13 protein-coding genes are annotated in these 21208 nt (G+C 37.9%); 1 reads left to right on the top strand and 12 read right to left on the bottom strand.

Going from position 1 to position 21208, the window contains the following annotated elements:
- Window positions 1–473: 473 nt before the first annotated feature.
- The 12 genes from JOD18_RS13045 to JOD18_RS12990 form a co-directional block, all read right to left on the bottom strand.
- Window positions 474–1907 (bottom strand): ATP-binding protein, encoded by a 1434-nt coding sequence (locus tag JOD18_RS13045; RefSeq protein ID WP_204669478.1) that lies wholly within the window; start codon window positions 1905–1907, stop codon window positions 474–476.
- Window positions 1908–1996: 89 nt separating this feature from the next.
- Window positions 1997–4294, bottom strand: a complete 2298-nt coding sequence (locus JOD18_RS13040; protein ID WP_204669477.1) for a DEAD/DEAH box helicase — start codon at window positions 4292–4294, stop codon at window positions 1997–1999.
- A 612-nt stretch (window positions 4295–4906) separates the two neighbouring features.
- Window positions 4907–8116, bottom strand: coding sequence for an AAA family ATPase (locus JOD18_RS13035; RefSeq protein WP_204669476.1), 3210 nt, complete (start codon window positions 8114–8116; stop codon window positions 4907–4909).
- The gene (locus JOD18_RS13030; protein WP_204669475.1) at window positions 8097–8804 is read right to left on the bottom strand and encodes a hypothetical protein; all 708 of its coding nucleotides are present in this window, start codon (window positions 8802–8804) and stop codon (window positions 8097–8099) included. Before JOD18_RS13030 ends, JOD18_RS13035 begins: the two co-directional genes overlap by 20 nt.
- Window positions 8758–10173: a hypothetical protein gene (locus JOD18_RS13025; RefSeq protein ID WP_204669474.1), complete on the bottom strand. Its 1416-nt coding sequence runs from the start codon at window positions 10171–10173 to the stop codon at window positions 8758–8760. Before JOD18_RS13025 ends, JOD18_RS13030 begins: the two co-directional genes overlap by 47 nt.
- Window positions 10149–11453: a DUF2399 domain-containing protein gene (locus tag JOD18_RS13020; protein WP_204669473.1), complete on the bottom strand. Its 1305-nt coding sequence runs from the start codon at window positions 11451–11453 to the stop codon at window positions 10149–10151. The genes JOD18_RS13025 and JOD18_RS13020 overlap by 25 nt, the downstream gene beginning before the upstream one ends.
- Window positions 11454–11729: 276 nt before the next feature.
- Complete coding sequence (locus tag JOD18_RS13015; RefSeq protein WP_204669472.1) at window positions 11730–12767, bottom strand: Gfo/Idh/MocA family protein; 1038 nt, start codon at window positions 12765–12767, stop codon at window positions 11730–11732.
- A 39-nt stretch (window positions 12768–12806) separates the two neighbouring features.
- Window positions 12807–13640: a TIM barrel protein gene (locus JOD18_RS13010; RefSeq protein ID WP_204669471.1), complete on the bottom strand. Its 834-nt coding sequence runs from the start codon at window positions 13638–13640 to the stop codon at window positions 12807–12809.
- A gap of 41 nt (window positions 13641–13681) precedes the next feature.
- Window positions 13682–14713, bottom strand: a complete 1032-nt coding sequence (locus JOD18_RS13005; RefSeq protein WP_204669470.1) for a zinc-dependent alcohol dehydrogenase family protein — start codon at window positions 14711–14713, stop codon at window positions 13682–13684.
- 106 nt (window positions 14714–14819) lie between these two features.
- Window positions 14820–15803 carry an ABC transporter permease gene (locus JOD18_RS13000; protein WP_204669469.1) on the bottom strand — a complete coding sequence of 328 codons (984 nt, stop codon included), beginning with the start codon at window positions 15801–15803 and terminating at the stop codon, window positions 14820–14822.
- The gene (locus tag JOD18_RS12995) at window positions 15784–17280 is read right to left on the bottom strand and encodes a sugar ABC transporter ATP-binding protein (RefSeq protein ID WP_204669468.1); all 1497 of its coding nucleotides are present in this window, start codon (window positions 17278–17280) and stop codon (window positions 15784–15786) included. Before JOD18_RS12995 ends, JOD18_RS13000 begins: the two co-directional genes overlap by 20 nt.
- Window positions 17281–17341: 61 nt before the next feature.
- Window positions 17342–18517 (bottom strand): substrate-binding domain-containing protein, encoded by a 1176-nt coding sequence (locus JOD18_RS12990; protein WP_204669467.1) that lies wholly within the window; start codon window positions 18515–18517, stop codon window positions 17342–17344.
- Between the two features lie 508 nt (window positions 18518–19025).
- On the opposite strand from JOD18_RS12990, the gene JOD18_RS12985 reads away from it, so the two are divergent.
- Window positions 19026–21008, top strand: coding sequence for a LacI family DNA-binding transcriptional regulator (locus tag JOD18_RS12985; protein WP_204669466.1), 1983 nt, complete (start codon window positions 19026–19028; stop codon window positions 21006–21008).
- The last annotated feature ends 200 nt before the right edge of the window (window positions 21009–21208 follow it).

Below are 21208 nucleotides of genomic sequence, written 5' to 3'. Positions count from 1 at the left end.
GGCAATGGTCATGAACCAGTTCTTAATTCATGACCATCTTAATGAACGAGTGTTAAAGTATTTAGAATAACTTACACACTTTTCTTGACAAGCCCGCAACAGCCCCTTATCTTTCTTAAGCAAAGCTTAGTATGAAGGTCACTTCATATCAATTTTACTTGCTGAGGTTTGTTTTCCACCCTCACTATTCATTTTCTACCTCATACTTTTTTCCACCTTACACCATTCGTTTTCTACCCCATACCTTTTTCTACCTCACACCATTCATTTTCCACCTCATACCATCCGCTTTCTACCTCATACCCTTTCTCACCTTGCCTCATTTACTTTCTATCCATGCCTTTTATTTTCTACCTTACAGCATTTATTTTCTACCCAAAACTATTTTACTTTCCACCTTATATCATTCATTTGTCAGCTGCTTCAATATATTTTCTTCTGTAAGTCGCATATCCAGACAAAAGTGTACTTTATTAATTATCTATGATCATTTCATAATATTGATCCGGATCATTTGTCGAGGTAGCAACTTTTCTAAGGAAACCTTCTTGTACTAAAGAATCTAACACTTTTCTTGCTGTTGGTTTTGTTTTCCCTAATTTATCCGCTAACATGGAAGTCTGTAGTTTTCCTTGACTATAAATTAACTCCAAAGCTACTTGTTGGGCATGACTTAACTTACCCCATTGCCCACTTATTCTTGCATCAATATGTTCATGTCGCCTGATTCTTCTCATCACAATGTTATTTTTAAGAGTCAGATGCACGGATTGTTGATCCTCTTGATAAATGGGTTCTTCCAAAAAGAAATTACTCATTTCCTCGTACATTCTCTTAACACCTTCGCCAAGCTCTCTTACCCATCCCATTTCTGTTAAAGCTCTGGCTATCTTAGGATTTCTAGAATACCTAACTTCCTTGATGTTGTTTACATTTACTATACTGGGCAACTTGCCTGGGCTGTGTACTTCTAGTCTATTATCATACATTATTATTCTAATATCATCACCATGAATATTATATGCTCTATGTGTAATTGCATTAATAATAGCTTCTTGCCACGCAAATACTGGATACTCTGGCACTGTGATAAACTTACCTGTTGTAACATCTAGTGCTGTAAATTCTCTCAATTGATTTTGCACAACACCTTTTATTTTTTCAATTGCTTTTGGGATAGGTTCCTCTACAACTTCCTGCTTGATAATATTCATTCTAGTACCTGTTTCAGCACTATTTCCTTCATATCGAATAAACCTAATTTTTGCACTTGGTACAAAAACCGTTGGATACTTTGAAAACATTAAAGCACCTGCTATCGTGATATGATAATCATCATTCCTTCTTTTGGCAAAACCTCTTGCAAACAATAATTGATATAAATTTTTTCTCTGAAACCCAACGGTATCCTTGTACTCATTAATTAGATCTATATCCAAGTCTTCCAGTATACATCCTTCAGCAATCGAATCTTCATACAATCTGGTGCCTTTATCGTACTCAAGGTTAACCCGTTGTTCGTGGTTTAATTTTTTTGTTTCATCTCCAACTCTTAAAAAAGCCACATCAGCCTCTGTGGTATGTACGATATTAACACTCGCTTCAACTTCTAATAATAAAAGCCTATCTGTCTTTCCATTGTCTTTCACAAAGTCTAAGAATTCATAATCTACTCTAATCGATGGTACACATTTATCAAATCCAGATTGGATAAAGTCATTGATTTTTGTATTTCCTTGGGCATCAACGCCTTCCATCACACCACCGTGTATCCCAATTACAACTACACCGCCATCCGCATTAGCAAAGCCGATAATTGTCTCAGCTAATTTAGAAATACTTATCTTAGCAGATTTCCGTTCAAAATATTGGCTTTCGTTCATTTTAACTAAATTCTCTATATCCAATGAACACACCTCCTGTAAAAACGATCTATTCCTTCTAAATTATACTTTTGTCACCAGTAAATGCATATTTATAATCCGGACAATACAGTTCAAAACATTTCCATTTGTTCTGTGCTATTAACCCGCTCTCCTTGAATTTTATATCCTAATGAGTTGTATCCTCTGAAACGTTTTTCATAGCTGGATTGCAGCAATGGCTCCTGATGGTCAATATAATCATATACTTGTACTTTCGTTTTATTCTGATGCATCCTGTGAATTCTGCCAACATATTGTTGTAATGTACCACCCCATGAGATAGGATAGACTAAGAATAGGCAATCTAATTTATCATGATCGAACCCTTCGCCTATATACTTACCTGTCGCAATAATTAAGTATTCTTTATCTGCCATGTTATTTAATCTATCTAATTGTTTTTGTTTTTCCTGAGAAGATAGATTGCCATTTAATACAATAATGTTTTTCACAAAACCTTTAAATAGTGCTTTCAATAATTTAATATGTTCAATTCTTTCGGTTAGAATCATTGGTGTTGCGCCCTTATCCAATGCAGCTAACACATCGTTAAAAATTAGTTCATTGCGCTCTTGATGGTTGACCAATTCTGTTCCTAATGTTGTGAGACTTTTCTCGTTTTCCTTTAAACTGCTTTTAAACATCGTATACCTTGGAATTAAAATATGCTGAAAAGGCCGAATTTTAGCTTGTTTTTTGGCGCTTAATTTATAAATAATGGGACCACATTGCATGTTCATTATTGGCTGCAGACCATCTTTTCTTGATGGAGTAGCTGTGAGACCATGTACATAACGCGCTCTCACTTTCTTTAGTACCGCTTCAAAACTGAAAGCAGAAATATGATGACATTCGTCTACAATAACTTGTCCATATTCTGTGACGCTGTCTTTTACTTTTCCATTTCTATTCAGTGTTTGCATCGTAGCTATATCGACGATATACGAAGGTTTATACTTCCCGCCGCCAATTTGACCAATACGCTGCTCCTCTATATTTAAAAAAGTCAATAGCTTTTCCTTCCATTGCTCCAATAATTGTTTACTATTCACAATAATCAAGGTATTGACGTTCCTTTGAGCAATTAAGGAAGCGGCAACAACAGTTTTACCAAAACCCATCGTCGCAGCTATAATACCATTGGGTGTCTTTAACAAGCTAGACAAAGCCTCTTCCTGTTGAAAAGTCAGTTCTCCTTGAAAGACGAAAGAAACAGACTTGCCTTGATAACTCTCATCCTGTATGGTCCATTCAATAGATTGAGCTTGCAGTAATTCTTTTAAAGGATTTAAGCAGCCTCTTGGAATGATTACATATTCTGCACCCTGCTCTGAACAATCAATGACACTAGGAATTTGATGAGTAGAACGGCGTTGTGCTTTGGCTTTATAGTAATTAGGATTACTGAAAGATGCTAGTTTGGTGATCTCATCTAACAAAGTAGACTGAAGCTCCCTTTTACTAATATAAATACCATTCTTTAATGTGAGATGGATACGTTGAGGTTTAACTTCCTGTTTAACAGTTTCTGCTGATGGAGAAACTGTCTCTTCCAATGACAGAATACCATGTATATTTTTCAGGTTGAGTTTTTGCAAGTTCTGCATATACTTCCACTGATCATCAATCATATTGAAATCTTGATCAACAAATACACTATTCTCCTTATTCCGTGCCTGCTTTTGCAAAGGTAATGCAATGAGATTACCTAATCCTTTAGTCTTTCTTGTATCTTGAGCAGGGAACATCCGGTCAAAGGCAATCAACCTAGACCATTGATTATGTTTTAACGTTTCTTTAATTAAAAAACTGCCTAGTTGGCGTGCTGTTGAAGCAGGAATCTGCTCACTAAAGAATATCCAAATATGACAGCCATTACCTGACCTTGATCGTTCCATTGCAGCTGGTATATGATATATTTGACATACGAGGAGTAATGCTTTTGATTCCTTTTCCCAGCCTTCCTTATCAAAATCCAATGCTAAAAACCAACATGTATTATCAAGTAGCAGTGGATAAATCCCCATTACTTGTTTTCCAGTAAGATGATCATATAATGAATGATCTGTTAATGGTAAGTAATTACTATTACCACCATCTGTATTTATCTCGGTTGCTGGTGAATAGCCTGCTTTACCATTTTCTGATGTCCAGCGAATAGCGTACACATCATTCCTACCTTTAAATAGGCTTTTAAACAAATGTATTCTTCGGTTAATTTCCTCACTATATCTACTATACTGCTTCTGCTTGCTTTCAAATGAAATATTATATTGATTTAATATGTTTTTGAGCTGCCGATTTTCCTGTTCGAGACGTCGGCACTCTGCCTCGACTATTGAGAGCTGTTGCTTTAGATTATTTTTCATCTGAGCACCTCTGTTTCTTTACGGTTGTTTCTTGATAGTGCGTGTTCAAAAAGTGCCAAATTAGAAGCAAGAAGGTCAAGGCGACATGATTTTTACGAACGGAGCGTATGCTTTGACATACGTGAGTATCGGAAAAATCATGTCAACGCAGAGATCCGCCGCTTATTATTTGAGTACTTTTTGAACATCCTCTTATAGCATATCCGCTTATTTGCCTAGAGAAACATATAGGTTATTAAACCTCACAACTCATTAAAAAATAGTTTGATATCTTTAACCATTATTTTACGTAATTAATGGTACTATTCCTAATCGACCAATAATTCTGCAGTTTGAATAATAAAAGTAGTTTATGCCTTTCACAGCTATACGAAAAAGCTTTGATCATCTTTTAGTATCACTCCCCAACTACAGTTTAGAGCACGCTTTCATAATTTGTCTATTATTATATCAAATATAAATGACTAGTTGGTAATACTACTATTCGAACCATTGTAACTATTTCAGGTATAGTTATATAACACCTCAGCCTGCTGCTGAAAAATTATCATTAAACAAATAAAAAACGACCCTGCCGGAATTTTCCTGATAGGATCGTTTTTCATCTTTTTGTTACTCCACATTACTTATATACTGCCTTGTTTTGCGTTTCACCTTAAATACCGTACTTTTCGGAACATTAGGATTATGATGAACCACATAAGCTTTTGAAAAGCGATATAAATACTCTTCTTCATGAGATTTTGGCGTAAGAATAATCATTTTGCGATTTAATTCTTGTTCATATAATTCGAATACTTTATCCTTGCGTCCTTCATCTAATGCGCTGTCAAATTCATCTAACACAATATACCCTGGGGAAGCTTCAATGGTTTGCAGTAACGCCAAAGCAAACAGTAATGAACTCAGAGATTCCTCCCCGCCGGATACACCTTTTCCTACTTTACCACCTCGCGCCTTTTCACTGACATCTTCTAATCTGCCGCGGTGTCCTTCTTTTCTTGCTTTAATATACAGTTTGTAGCGGGTTTGTCCGTGTCGATTAACGATATAATCCCATTCAATCTTCCCTTCAAAACCGAATAAGGACATATAATGAACAAATTTCTGATTGACACCAATCATTTTCATATTGATGGTATCCTCCAGATCTTCCTTAAAGCGTTCCATCCGCTCCCGATGTTCTTCTAGCAGCATAGTCGATTTCTTCACTTCATTGGCCGATCGTTCATATTCTTCTTTCATTTTGCTGTAATTCTCAGGAGCAGCTTCGTCAATTCCAGATTCATGGACAGCATGATCATAGATGGTTTTCCCTCGCTCACGCATCTCTTCTGCTTTTGATCTCGTGATTTCAGGTAAGCTCTCCTCTAAAGGATATGCTGCCGATACTCGCAGCTGCTGCAGCTCACGATGTGTCGCAATATAACTCTCTTCACTTGTCACTCTTTCCTCTGATCTGTCTTCAATTTGTCGTTTTAATTGGTCCACCTCACGAACTCGGGCATTTAAACGATCTGCCAGGTCTTCGATGTGCCGAATAAGCTGGCGTTCTTCCCTAGTTTGTTTATCCAGCAAATTGCTTAACTCACTTAACTGTTTATTCTTGGTTTGTTTATTATTTTTTAATTCCTTTATCGCCTGATCCAAACGCTGTACTTCAGCAATTTTCTCTTGCTCTTGTTCATATAAAAGATAGGTAGCTCGATACGCACGATAGGTGCTTACCTTTTGATTACATTCAGCTAAAGACGTGTTCTTTTCATTTAATTCTGACTGAATATGTGCCTGTTCATCAAATAATTCATCTCTTTGTGCGACTAGCTTTCTATACTTTTCTTTGCGTAATTCCCGATCATTTTCCTGGGTAAGAACGGCCTCGGCATCTTTCAATGCTTCACGTCTCTTAAATAATACCGTGTTCTTTTCATTCAAAGCTTTGATTGTATCCTGAAGGTTATCGATAGTATCTTGTGTGACTGTGAACTCTTTTTGGATCTCTTCTCGGTGTTTTTTTAACATTTTTTCACTCAAAATAATCTTCTTTGCCTCTTGAGGACCTCGAACTCCACGTCGATCAACAAGAGAACCTTGTCGAATCACTGGCTCTTCTGCCTCGAAGAAAGACCGTGTCCACCATAACGCCTTGACTGCAAAGGCATAATGATCATCTGCTAGACCATTCTTTACTTTGATATGTTTGTCTTGCAAATGACTGATCAGCTTATCTGGCACAATATCAGGTAATGGCACGTGGTATAAGTCATTCGGTGCTTGAAAGTGCTTCTTATTTACAAAAAGGGTATATTTAATCGTCTCAAATAACAGTTCATCATTAGGCTTTGCTGTTTCATCGAGTTCTAGTAGTTCACGCAATGGATATACGTCTATATTGCGCTGCTTAAAGTATGTAATCGATGATTCCTGCCGTGGGCTGATAACCTGATTCTTTTTGAGGTATCCTAATTCCTTCTCCAACGCTTGTCTTTTATTTTTCAGTTCCAAGACCCTATTTTTATGCTTGTCCAGCTTACGGTCATTTTCATCCATTTCTGTCTGTACGACATTACTGCTATGATAGGTCTCGATGAGGTCTCTTACCCGCTTCAATTGGGTTTCATCTTGTTTTATTTCTTGATGTAATGCAGCAATATGCTGGTTTACCTGTTTATTTACCTTATCCCAAAGCTCTCTCGCCTGTTGTTCTTTCTCTCGGATAGAAGAAGATAGCCTATTCGCCCTTTCCTCAGCTTCTGCTAAGGTCTGTTCCACCTCTTCCTTCGACATGCCAATACGATCTACTTTTCGAGTAATCTCAACGATTTCATTGGAAATAGCCTCGCGTTTTTCCTGCCTGTCTTTTAACTGCTGATTTAGCTGCGCTAATTCTTGCTCTAATGCCTGATTGCGTTCATTAAGTTCCGCGAGATTCTTTTGAAACACTCGCTGTTGTTCTTGTTGATCGATATGCTCCATTTCCAAGTCTTTGATATTATCGACTGTCTCTTGCTTCGTTTCCGTTAATTCGCCGATCTGACCTTTTAATTGGTCTATTTGCTGAAGGTGATAGTGTTCCAGCCATTTCAAAGCGGTACCATATTCTTTAAAACTTTCCTCCAGCCTGCGATTACGATCATAATAGCGGTCCAATTCGGTTTTCTTTTGCTTAAGCTGCAATTTATTAAGACCTTGCTTACTCTCAGCCTCTTGTAAGCTTCGTTCCGTTTCCTTGACCAATTCCTTACTTTCTTCCCAGTTTTTCTGAATCTTATCAATACCATTCATCTCACTAAAGATGCGAAAACGTTCTTCTGGGTGCATGACAGCAAATTGATTCACTTCTTTTTGATACCAGATTAAATAAAAGGCATCTGGATCCACTGCATACTTGTACAACACTTGATTCTTATATTCGGTAAAATTGAGATTGCCCCCCGATGAGAATTTCGTCGACCGTTCCCATTGATCAATGGTATCTCCCTCTTCAATATAAAATTCCTTTTTTACCGGTTCACCAGGCTTTTGTTCCACATCTAAGCGAAATTGGACAAACAATGGGGCATCCATTTTCACTTTTCCATCATTTTTAAAAAGCAGTTCGATCTTTGCCCGCCATGTTTGACCAGTTGGCAGATTGTTCGATTTTAGCCCTTCCACATCTACCTTGCTGGAATAAAGTACACCACCCATACAAAAAGTAACCGTGGACTTACCAGCTCCATTCGGTCCGGAAATCAGAATATGATCATCTTTATCAGAGAAGTCCATCACAGTTGGTGTATAATCACGAATCCCAGAAAATCTAATCCTCCAAGGAATCATCAGTTACCCCTCCATTCAAGTTATATCGTTTGAAAAATCGCAGCACATCATCCATATGAAGCTGATTAGATTGACTAAACTCGGTATACCGGCGCAGATAAGAATCAGAAAAAAGGTGGACACCAATAGCTGTTAGTTGATAGGCATCCTCATTGGAACCAGCCTCATAGTTCTCGATGGCTCCGATCTTCTTCAAAGGATCTAAGTTAGCTTGGATCTTTCTAGTTACTTGTAATGATTCATGCCCAAAGCTTTGAATCAATTGTGAGAACAAGGTGTACTCGTTTTGTAATACTTCTTGATGGTAAAAGATAAACATCAGGATGGCCAAGCTCTCCTTGCTCAGTACGTTTCTTGCTTGTTTAGCAGGAACACGCATCAGCGCCACCACTTGATTCCTTCTCTCATCATAGATCACCTGAAAATAACGGCTGACTGCTGCATTTACTCGTTTTAAAAAGGAATCAAAGGCCTCATCATCACCGGTAATATCTAATAATTTCTCGACTTCTTTACGGGACAAGCCAAAATTCCCCCTCCGAATCGTAGCAGAAGAGGAAAACAAGATTTGCATAAATGCTAGCTCTTCCCCCTTTGCTAAATAACCTTGCACCGCTTGTAAGGCGGTCAACGGATTGGTATTATCGTTCTCTTCTTCGTTTTCGAACGCCATAGGTTCCTTGTTCATTGTCTGCCCACCTCCAATCTCGATCAGCTGTGTCATGAACGAGTTTTTTCTTTGCGTTTTCGTTGATATCTGCCTTTTTATTGGCGGCAAGTGCCGATACACCAATTAAGCCATTTAATACATCACTCCAATTCGATGATCCAGCATTCACAATTAACTCATCTAACCCTGCTTCTTCCACTTGCTCAAGATAATTTTCCAGCTGTTCGGTATGAATCATCTGTTTCGTCATCTGCCATTTGGAGTCACCCATTAATTCCTCTAATTGATCTTCCATCACTTCATCTAATTCTGGAAACGCTTCCTCCATGGTTTCTTCAATATCTTCTGTAATCGGTTGATAGTTTTCCAAATAATCAATGCCCTCATCAATCGTGATCGGTGAAATCGGGCTGGCAAATTTGACTGGTACCCAAATCCCATCCATTTCTTCCTCTTCATACTGACCCTGTTCCATGAAACTAAGTATCTGGTGGGCATCGGGAATATCTGATCCTAATGGAGGCTTAAAGGTACTCACAATAAATTGACGGAGCAGCTCTGGGTGAATCGCATGAATCACATCGGTTTCTTGCAAATGGGCAAACTTCAAAATTTTGTTGATCGTACCCAAACTGAACTTTGTTCCTTCACTAATCGCTGTTGTTCCCCGCTGTTTAATCGTCGCAAAAACAAGCTCCTGATCCAAGGTTTCAAACTTGGCGATTCTTTCTTCCATTTTACCTTCTAACTCTTGCATTAATTGATGAATCACTTCCACTTGTGTCAGCGCATTCCGGTCTGCTAAATACTCCAGTTCCCTTGCAACCAGTAATTCCACTGCCTCTTCCACATTTCGAATCATACTGGCTAGCTTATTTCCGCCAGATATACCTTTATCATCATAGGCCTCACTTAGTTCTGCATCCCTTTTTGCTTGGAAAAGGGAGCGAGCGACCTCGTCGTTTAAATAATAGGCAAGAGAATCATTAGCCAGCCGAATCAGCACATCCATCATTCGCTTGCCAACATCGCGCATCTTAATACGTCTCGCTGTTTTCGTAATCCAATTATATTTCCCCAACACATAGATAAGTCGTTTAATAAAGCCAAGTGTGATCTCCTCATCATATCCGTATAAGTGGCGGTAACGATAGTATAATTGTTCTTCATCTTCAATCGGATCGCTCATGCCAAGTGCCTCTAAGTTAATCAGATGGATTACCCTTAGAAACCTTAACACTTGAGTGGGTGACTGAAAATAATCTTTATCACTAAGTTCTTTTAATACGCCAGAAAAAGCAACAATATCGCGCATCGATTGAAGCAGCTCTGGTTTATCACTATCCATTTCAAACACAGAAATCAGTTTTTGATCCATGTTTTCCATTGCTGTACCCCTCCAATTTCTTGCTCCTGTTCTTCTTTGCTAGATCGAATGGCTTGTTGATATCGTGCCTCAAATTGTTCGAAGCTGGACACTGTCTCTAACGGTGGTACTACCCATTTGATAATTATCTGGCTTGAGAGTGTAAGCTGGAATGCCTCTCTTGCAATCACCAAACCCGCTTCATCCACATCTGTCCAAATAATAACTTGCTGTACACAAGCTGCTAAATCATGAATCAATTGCCGATGGGCAGACCGCAACTGACCATCCATGGCTAGCACAAGACTATTAGATTCTTTTACAAAGTCCTGTTCATAGGCCATTCTTGTCAGCACACCTCTATTTTCCACCAGCCACAAAACGTCCGCATTCGTTGAAAATTGATCCGTAAACACCGCTAAATCTGTCGTCGCATGCATACTGCCAAATTGATAGATGGCATTTCTTCCCTGCATCGACCCAGTAAAATAGATCGGTGTAATAGAACCCAAACTAGTTAAGCCAAATAACTGTAACGGTCGTTCTGTTAACTGTTCTGCCTGTTCAATAAACTCCCTCTTATAAGTATCAAACATCTTAGATCCGCCTATGACACGGTAATAACGTGCACCAATTTGCTTCCAATCAAAGTGAGATTCAGCAGCGGATATCTGATATAAAGCTAGCAAGAAATGGAGAAAAGTCACTTGCTTCTTTAGTCGCCAACTGGCATTCAATTGTTTGAATCGATACGTATTATGGTCGATAGCATACTGTGCCTCTTCAGCAAGTAATGCTAATTGATCCGCCAGTCGATTTAGTAAGTCGGTTCGCTGCGAAACACCCTTTGTGCTAGCATGTTGGACTTTTTGCCATGCATTAATCCACTCTGTCAGCTGTTGTTTATTATCTTGTTCCTTTTGATAGCCTAACTTTTGCTGATATTGAAATAAGGCAAGACCCATACGGTATTGTTCCTTTTTGATCGTCCGTTCATCTTTTCCCAGACGATACTCTCTAATTACCCAGCCATTCCGCATCCATTCGTACGTCTCATCTGTCAGCGATAACTGCCGTCTTGCATACGGACTAGGAAATAGATTCACCACTTTTTCTGGAGGTTTGCCCCTATCGGTTAAACCAAATGTCAGCTTCGCTGTAGTTCGCCTCGTCCGAACCGTTCGTTTGATAACATCAACCTCTATCATATCCTTATTCTCTACAGCATCTAATACATGTAATGTTTCATGTTTTAATAAAATATAGTTATTTAAATAATCGTTCCATTCTATTGGTATCAAGGGATATACACCTCCACCTTTCTCTTATTCTATCATAGAATAGAGAAAGGATTTGGTTAAGGGGCTTATCAATTCTTAAAGGGAAAAGAGGGTCTAACATAGGAGCGATCTTTTGAAGGAAATGGCATTCTTGAACAGTAAGTAATACTGTCCAAGAGCCTATAGGTTTTTTTAAAAAAAATTTCTTTTCTGCCAGCAGTACAGGCTAACAGTAATTTTTATCTTTAACACTATACAAATTCGTCAAGTCTCATGTTTATCTTTTGTCACATATCATTATTCCACCTTGACAATACATTGATTCTCAGCTGATTCCAAGATTGCTAGAATAACTTTTAATGCATTTAAAGCATCTTCGCCAGTTACGGCCGTTTTTTTATCATGTACAACGCTATCGATAAAAGAATCTATTACACCGCTATTTGTTTGATTAGTGTTAGTTTGAATTTCTTCTATCTGATACAGAATCTGCTCACCTTGTAACGTAATAACCTTTAATGAATAGTCAGCATCTCCATAAATCTTAATCATACCTTTTTCACAATAGATGGTAGTACTATTATCTTCCTCGCCATAATATGTCCATGAAAATACTGCTGTACCTAGACAGCCTTTTTTCGTCCTCAATGTACACACAATATTATCAGCAACTTCAATTGGATTTCCTTTATCATCCACTTTATCTAATACGCCTTGAAATGCACTTATTTCGGTCACTCTGTCATCCAATAGATAATGAATCAAATCAATCTTGTGTATACCAAGATCTCCTGCCACCCCAAGTCCAGACCTGTCTTTTTTAAAAAACCAGGTAGAATTAGATTTATTGACACTCCAATTCTCTGGTCCGCTATGACCGAATGTGGTCTTAAAAGACAATACTTTACCTAGCTCTTGTTTATCAAGGATTTCCTTTGCTTTTATGTGTGCCTTGCTGAAACGCTGGTTATGATCGACCATTAATTTCTTACCTGATTTCTTTTGCGCAGCGATTATTCTATTTGCCCCTGCAATACTTAAGGAAATAGGTTTTTCACATAGAACATGCTTCCCACTTAATAAAGCTTGAGTAGAATACACTTCATGATATTCATTAGAAGAACAGTCACTAATCACTTGTATTTCTTCGTCAGAAAATAGTGACTCCACTTGTTCTACATATTCACCATCGAAGGCTGCAGCCAGGTCTTTGGCCCTCGTCATATTTCTATCATAAAAAATTAGCTTGTCTACAAATGGGTTAGCTGCATATTCTGGTGCATGACGAAAACGAGTGATAGATCCACAACCAATAATCCCTACTTTCAAGCCCATTAGCTCACTCCCGTTACTTTATTCTTTCTATTTAAATCGTTATTTACCGAGTTCTGCTCTTAGGTATTCGATAGATTTTCGCGCATACCAATCTGGTTCTGCCTCCCTTTTATGGAAACCTACCTCCATAGAAAGATAACCATCGTAGTTTACATCCTTCAGCGCTTTAAGCACGGATGGAAAGTCACATTCTCCTTCTCCAGGCGGCAGCCTGTCCGAATCTGCTAAATGAATGTGCTGTAATTTATCCTGCATTTTGTATACATAATCACTTGACACTTCATTTCGATATAATGCATGGAAAGTATCAAACATTACTTTTACATTATCTAATTCTGCTTGTTCACTTAATAATAGTGCATCGTCTGCTGACTCAATTAAATTACTGTCTGATGCAGTAGGCTCTATAGCCATAGTTACCCCCATTTTTTGGGCAAATTCGCCAATCTCTTTAATAGCCTCCAAACTATAATGCCAAGCGTCTGTTTGATTAGATCCATAGACAATCCAACCTGCAATATAGATAACAGTTGGACACTCCCAATCATGGGCTAACCGAATAACATCTTTATAATGATTAATAGTATATTTGCGTTCTTCCGCTAATGGCGAAGCCGTATTCATACCGGGGCCTCCACCAGGGGCAGGAAGCATAGCTGCAACATCTAAGTTGTTTGTTTTTAATAACTTTAAGATTTCAGATCGTCTGTTGTTTGATAAATATTCTGGCCAAGCATGCGGGCTTGCACAGCCTATTTCTATTCCATCATAGCCAAAATAGGCTAACCGTTTAATAACCTCTTCTAATGGGTAAGAAGGTACCCACGCAGGGAAACTGCTGTAGGCCCATGTATTAAATGAAATTCCTTTCACTAAAAACCTCTCCTTTATCAATTTGAATTATCGGATTGCTGCTATTCCCACACAAATACTGCTTTTTCTGTCTTTCGTTCATCAAACAGTTTAAAGGCGAGTTCTGCTTCTTCCAGCTTAAATGTATGAGTCACTAATTTTTTCACTGGTAATTTTTTGCTGATGATAAACGCAGTGATTTCATCGTATTCAAAGATTGGAAAATACCATGATCCCATAACAGTGATTTGCTTTCTAATTAGTTGTTCACTTGGATTAATCATAACTTCCTTATTTTCACCAACAAAGGCTACTCGGCCATGTACTCTTACACAATCAAGTGCATTGTTCTCTGCATATGAACTGCCTGAACAATCAATGGCCGCGTCCGCACCTTTTCCTTTGGTAATTTTATTAATTTCCTCTACTACATCTGTTTCAGAACCATTGATCAGATAATCTGCTCCGAGTTCTTCAGCAATGCTTAAACGAGAAGCCAGCATATCTACAGCAATTACTTTAGCACCCAAACCTTTTGCAACCATAACACCAGCTCCGCCCATTGGGCCTAAGCCAAAAATTACAATAGTATCTCGACCATTAATATTTAATCTTTTCTGAGCATGATAAAGTGTGCCCACGGCATCTGTGGAAACAGCTGCTGTAATATAGTCCATCTCATCTGGAATACGCATGCAATTCTCAGCAGGTACTACCATATAATCTGCATCCCCGCCATCACTATCAAACCCTACACATTTCCAGTCTTTGCAAAACATACGATACCCGCTTTTGCAATAGGCACACTCACCACAGCCAATAGCTAAATAAACAGCAACTCTATCCCCTACCTGAAAGCCTTGTACACCTTGCCCGACTTCACACACCTCACCAGCAGGCTCATGTCCAGGAATGATAGTACCCGATTTGGTCGCTTCTCCTCCTACCACTGGATTTCCATAATATAAACTCATGTCGCTCCTGCAAATGGCTGAAGCCTTCAACTTAATTTTTACTTCTCCTAGATTAGGAGTTGGTTCTTCCAATTCTCTAACCTCTACTTGTTTATCTCCTGGGAATATTACACCTTTCATTATAAAACCTCCTAAAATATTGATATTATTTAAAGCGAGACTAATTGTCCTTGCCCCCGCCCAGCCTGGTTTCCTCTTAGAACTGCAGGCAAGGAAGCTTACAGATTTACGCTTTTTTCTGTTTTTTTCCAAATGCAACGGCAAGAACAATGATTATTCCACTAATGATCATTTGTTGACTAACATCTAAGCCCATGATGATCAATCCATTATTGATCGTTCCCATCATTAAGGCACCTACTAATGTTCCAATAATGGTACCAGTTCCGCCAAACAAGCTTGTTCCACCTAAGATAACCGCAGCTATAACAGATAATTCATCGCCTTCACCAAAGGAGAATCTTCCGGCATTCATTCTCCCGGCATATAATAAGCCTGCTAAACCTGCCATAAACCCTGTTCCAATAAAAACAAGCAACTTAATCTTTTTGGTATTAACACCTGAGAATTTGGCTGCGTTTTCATTTCCTCCCGTTGCTAACACTTGTCTTCCAAAAGGCGTTTTTCTATATAAAATATGTGCAAATACTACAAATACTAGCAGCCAAACAAGTAATATGGGAATCGGACCAATATCCCCCGCACCAAAGATATAATTAAAGGTTGGGTTTACAATTGTAACTGGTGCCGTATCTGTGATCCACATAGCCATGCCGCGAACGGCTTCCATGGAAGCTAAGGTTACTAGGAAGGAGGGGATCGCTAAACGTGTGACCAGCAGGCCATTAACCAATCCAATTATTACTCCCGTACCTAGACCAGCAGCTAATCCGCCGATCACACCATAACCAGCTTGGATTGCTAAGGCACCTGTTAAGGACGCCAAGGCGGTGACCGAACCAACTGATAAGTCAATCTCACCACTGCTGATAACGAATGTCATCGCTAATGCCATCAAAGCTATCATAGCGGTTTGGCGTGCAATATTTAATAAATTATTTACTGTCAAAAAACCTTGATCGCCGATCGTGACAGCGAAATAAATAATTATACCGATGAAGGCTATATAGACAATATAGTTCCGCCAATCTAGGTTAGAAAAGATATTCCCCATCGTAGATTGCGCACGATTAGTATCCTTGGATTGCATACTGTATTTCCTCCTCTGAAGCTATGTCTTTTCTATTTATTGTTTTGCTAATCTTCCCTTTGTGCATTACCATTATTTTGTCACTTACAGCTAATAACTCATTTAATTCGGATGAAATCACCAATATTGCCTTTCCGCTGTTTGCCATCAATCGAATAATTTCGATAATTTCGGTTTTTGCTCCAATATCCACCCCGATAGTCGGTTCATCTAGCAACAAAATATCAGGCTCGGTTGCCAGCCATTTCGCTAATACTACCTTTTGTTGATTTCCGCCAGATAATAAGCTGATTTGTTTGTAGATATTATCTGTTTTAATATTTAATCTATCAACATACTCATTACTAATGTTATTGGCAATCTTTTCGTTTACTAGCAAGCCTTTCTTTACTCTATCGATAATCGGTAATACCATGTTATCCTTGACACTGTGCTGAAGCACCAACCCTTGCACCCTTCTATCTTCTGGTAATAATGCCATATTAGCTTTAATAGCATCTTGCTGGTTATTAATCAGTTTCTTCTCTCCATTAATATAAATGTCTCCTGAGTCTTTATGATCGATGCCAAATAAAGCCCTTACTAATTCTGTTCTGCCGCTCCCCATTAAACCGGCAACCCCTAATACTTCGCCTGGTTGGATATAAAATTCGATATTTTCCAGCTGGTTACTAACATTTAAATTTTTCACCTGTAATAACGGCGGAGCCTCTAATGAGTAATCACGCTCTTTCCATTCAAATGATGCCACTTCTCCCCCTACGATATGACTAATAACCGTATCCAGATCCGTATTCTCACAATCCTCTGTAATGATATTTTCGCCATCTCGCAGTACAGTGATACGATCACAAATCTTGAAAATTTCCTCCATTCTATGTGAAATATATATAATCGAAATACCTTTATTTTTGAGTCTCTCCATAAAATCAAATAAAACGTCTGTTTCTTTTTCTGTTAAGGAAGAAGTAGGTTCATCCATTATTAAAATCTTTGCCTCTTGTGATAATGATTTGGCAATTTCTGTCATCTGCCAAAAACCTACACCTAAATCCTGCACTATACTTACTGGAGAAATGTCCACACCTAATTCTTGCAGTAGTTTAGCAGTTTTTTTTATACATTCTTTGTCATTTATCAAACCAAGCTTCGTCTTATCTTCTCTGTTCAAAAATATATTCTGAGCAACTGTTAAAGTAGGGACTAGACTAAATTCCTGGAAAATCATTGATATCTTATGATCAATTGCTTCATTGTAGTTATTTATTTCTGCCTTTTTACCTTCAATTAAAATTTCTCCCGAATCTGCTGAGTATACGCCTGTTAATATTTTCATTAATGTAGACTTTCCAGCACCATTTCCACCCATCAACGCATGGATTTCACCCTTTTTCAGTTGAAAACCTACATTATTCAGCACATTTACACTATTAAACGACTTAGAAATATTACACATTTCCAGCACTAATTCACTCATAATTTGTCACCTGCCTTGATACTTATGGAGACGTTTTCAATAGTCTCCATAAGTACTTGTATTATTGAGCCATTGCGTCTTGAACAGTCTGTGGAGCTTCTTCACCATAAATTAACTCCCAGCTCTCCAATACGTTCTCTTTCGTTACTTTAATTGCCGGCGATACTAAATATGGAGGTGCCTCTTTATCCAAAACAGCATAGCCGCCTAGCATAGACTGTGCAACTCCCTGGTCATATGGCAATTGTGCTCCTAGCCCCTTTATCGGACCATCTGCAGCAATAGAAATGGCTGCGTTTGTCCCCAAATCAACTGTGGTAATGACAACCTGATCCGCTTTCCCTGCCGTTCGCACAGCAGACATCACACCTTCAGCTGGTACATCCCAAGGAGCGAAGATACCATCTATATCGCCATCTCTAGTAAGTATGGCTGATCCCACTGCTTCCCCCGTGTTCTCATCTGTAAAACCTTCTTTAGCTACAATTTCAATATTTGGATATTTTTCTAAGATGGTTTCCTCAAAAGCCTCTGCCCTATTTCTGGTTACAAAAAAGTTCACATCGTGATAGAGCATCCCTATTTTTCCTTCTTCACCAATCTGTTCCGCCATTAATTCAGCTGCCACCACGCCATTTCCATAGTTATCACCTGTTACGATACTAATATAATCTTTACCAGCTTCTAAACCATTGGCAGCGCCATCCATAAATACTAGTTTTACACCTTGATCAACCGCTCTTCGATAAGCACTTGCTGTTGCTTCTGCATCTACTGGAACAGACACCATGATATCTGGATCTTTAGCTAATACGCTTTCAATATTGTTCACTTGTGTTTCTGCACTAAAGTTTGCGTCTGTTACTGCTATGACTTCGATGCCCATCTGCTCAAAAGTGGTTTCCATAGCATTAACAGCTGCTTTCATATAATCAGTCCCTGAATAATGCATGACTATTGCTGCTGTATAATTGCCATCCTTTATTTCTTTCAGTTCTTCTTCTGATAATTCTAAATCTTTAATCGAACCTGCTTCTTCGCCATTCGGACCAATGTCTAACACTTCCATATCTGGAATGTCCGGGTTTACCGTCAATGGGCCAGAAATTTCACTTACTTTGCCTTTATCATCTGTTTCTCCATTCTCTTGATTGGTTCCTTCGTCAGCCTCTCCCCCGCATGCCGTTAAACCGGTAATTAGAAATAACAAAACAAATAGCCCTAGCCACTTTTTCATATAGTTCATCCTTTCTGTTCTAAAATAATGTAATCGATTACAAATAAGGCTAGTAATCTGCCATTAAAAAAATTTAATAACAGATCTCCAGTCTCATTTAAAGGGCGTGTTCAAAACATCCACGATGGTTTTCACTCTATTCAAATATAAATCAGATTTCCAGTTAAATAATTTATATTTTTCCATTATTTTTAACTTAAATATGATAAAAAAGTAAATAAAACTCTTAATCTCTATTAATTTACGTAAATATTAGCATTTATTTTTCAATAAGTCAATTATATTTAAAAAAATAAATAAAAACCTCTCTTTTTAATTGCTTTGTGTTAAAATTATTATGAATTATTTATTTTTTTAACCAAACATGCCTAACGAGTACTATGATTTACCCTATAGAAAATCTAGTGTATGATAAATCCACATAGGAATTTTTCCATTGATACCTATTTATACATAAATTTTTGTAATAAAAACAAAATTAGCAGATATATGAGGCGAGGTTGATAAGATGAGTGCCACAATTAAAGATGTTGCCGACTTAGCCGGAGTTTCTATCGCAACTGTTTCACATGTCATTAATAAAACAAGATATGTGAATCCTGACCTTACGGAAAAGGTAGAAAAGGCAATAATAGAATCCGGCTATATAACAAAACTAGAAAGCAAAAAAATAAAACATTATAAAACTGGGAAAGGGGCTGAAATAGCCTTCATAGTCCCGAATATGACTAGTGTTATTTATTCCAAATTAGCAGTAAATATCACAAATTTGCTAAATGCAAAGGGCTATATGATGGCGACTTACATTACCTATGGTGATTGCTTAAGAGAGAAGCATATCCTTAATGAAGTAATATCTAACCGTAGAATAGCTGGTATCATTTTGGTTCCTGCCTCCAATAAATCACAGGATTATGAGAAATTATTTAAATCAGAAATTCCTTTTGTTTGCCTAGAACGAGCTTTTTCTGATCATTCAGCCGATACGGTTCTTTCTGATAATGTTGATGCTATGTATCAGAGCACTGTTCATTTAATTAAATGCGGGCATGAGAATATATCATTATTATTAGAATCAGGGAATCCTACTACAGCAGAAGAACGTTTGAAAGGATATAAGAAAGCATTAAAAGATTACAATATTAAATTCCAACCAGAATTTGTATTCCTCTTTGATTTAGATTCTATAGAGAAAGATACCAGCATAGATACATTTATGAAAAAAGGGCTTGCCACCGCTTATATCGCTGGCAACAATACACTAACATTAAAACTTTTGGAATCTACTGAAGAAAACGGCATTGAATGCCCCAATGATATATCCATTATTGGCTTCGGGGATAATGAATGGTGTAATCGTATTTCACCACCTTTAACCAATTTGAAACAAGACACAGATAAACTATCAGAATTTGCTGCCCACTTAATCTTGAGCAAAATAAATAATGAAAAACAACATAAACCTATACACAAATTAGTACCTGTTGAATTAAATATTAGAAAATCGACCCAAAATATCGCTAGAGGTCCTTTTGGTGAAAAGGTTTTTTATCCAGAACAAAATGTGTTGACAGAAGAGGAAATTGAAGATTTGAGAAAAGGAAATTACAAAGTCGCCATTTCCTTCCATTATAGTGGGGATCAATGGACAAAGCTGCATGAACAAGCAATCAAAGAAACACTGACAAGGTATGGAATACGATTATTAACAGTTTCTGATGCCCATTTTGATCCCGATATTCAAAACAGGCAATTAGAAAGCCTAATTTTCCAACAACCTGATGCAGTCATAGCAGTCCCTACAGACGAGGAATTAACCACTAAGACCTTTAAAAAAATATCTAAAGAAACCAAACTTATATTAATTAATAACATGCCTAAGGGTTTTGGAGCAGATGATTATGCTTGTTGGGTATCAGTAAATGAACGAGAAAACGGGCAAAACGCTGCCAAAATACTGACCAATCATTTTAAAACAAGAAATAATGTGAAAATAGGTATGCTGACACATGGAACTCCTTTTTTTGCAACGAAACAGCGAGATTTCTTTGCGAAACAAGTGCTAAACGATAATCTAAATATTGATATTGTCGCTCATAAAGATTTTGTAAGTATTGAAAATACCTATAATATTTGCAAACAGATGATCCAAGAACATCCTGAAATTGAAGGACTTTATATAACTTGGGACAGGCCTGCGCTGAAAGCAATTGAAGCATTAAAAGAAATGGAACGAGAAGACATTGTTATTTCAACAACCGATCTTGATTACAAAATTGCCTCCTACCTCGCTAACGAGCAAATGGTTATCGGACTAAGTTCACAAAGGCCTTTTGAACAGGGAACAGCTGTTGCCATCGCAACAGCCAAAGCCCTTTTAGGAAAAAATCAACATAAAGCAATTGGTGTTCCACCTTATACAGTGCTAAAAAATAACCTGCCAAAGGCATGGAGAGATTTAATGAAAACAGAATTCCCGAAATTTTCATAAAGACCGCAACGATTATACTGCTTACATGACAGCACTTACGCTTTGGCAAGTTTAAGACAGGGAAAAAGGAAGTATCTCCCAAAGAGATTGGAGAAATACTTCCTTTTTTATACCTTGAGACATAATCGATAAGATTTATTCTGGTGCGACTATCCCTTAGTCCGCCCCTTTAAGATCCCAAAATCTAAATGTGGATAACG

Origin of the sequence: Gracilibacillus alcaliphilus (assembly GCF_016909015.1) — a bacterium.
In the GTDB taxonomy this organism is placed as follows: Bacteria; Bacillota; Bacilli; order Bacillales; family Amphibacillaceae; genus Gracilibacillus; species Gracilibacillus alcaliphilus.
This window is presented reverse-complemented; position numbering and strand designations above follow the sequence as displayed.

What these genes read in the sequence shown, in the direction of transcription:
- JOD18_RS13040 (WP_204669477.1), bottom strand. Translation starts at nt 4,294, where the DNA reads ATGAAAAATAATCTAAAGCAACAGCTCTCAATAGTCGAGGCAGAGTGC.
- JOD18_RS13035 (WP_204669476.1), bottom strand. Translation starts at nt 8,116, where the DNA reads ATGATTCCTTGGAGGATTAGATTTTCTGGGATTCGTGATTATACACCA.
- JOD18_RS13030 (WP_204669475.1), bottom strand. Translation starts at nt 8,804, where the DNA reads ATGAACAAGGAACCTATGGCGTTCGAAAACGAAGAAGAGAACGATAAT.
- JOD18_RS13025 (WP_204669474.1), bottom strand. Translation starts at nt 10,173, where the DNA reads ATGGAAAACATGGATCAAAAACTGATTTCTGTGTTTGAAATGGATAGT.
- JOD18_RS13015 (WP_204669472.1), bottom strand. Translation starts at nt 12,767, where the DNA reads ATGGGCTTGAAAGTAGGGATTATTGGTTGTGGATCTATCACTCGTTTT.
- JOD18_RS13005 (WP_204669470.1), bottom strand. Translation starts at nt 14,713, where the DNA reads ATGAAAGGTGTAATATTCCCAGGAGATAAACAAGTAGAGGTTAGAGAA.
- JOD18_RS13000 (WP_204669469.1), bottom strand. Translation starts at nt 15,803, where the DNA reads ATGCAATCCAAGGATACTAATCGTGCGCAATCTACGATGGGGAATATC.
- JOD18_RS12995 (WP_204669468.1), bottom strand. Translation starts at nt 17,280, where the DNA reads ATGAGTGAATTAGTGCTGGAAATGTGTAATATTTCTAAGTCGTTTAAT.
- JOD18_RS12990 (WP_204669467.1), bottom strand. Translation starts at nt 18,517, where the DNA reads ATGAAAAAGTGGCTAGGGCTATTTGTTTTGTTATTTCTAATTACCGGT.
- JOD18_RS12985 (WP_204669466.1), top strand. Translation starts at nt 19,026, where the DNA reads ATGAGTGCCACAATTAAAGATGTTGCCGACTTAGCCGGAGTTTCTATC.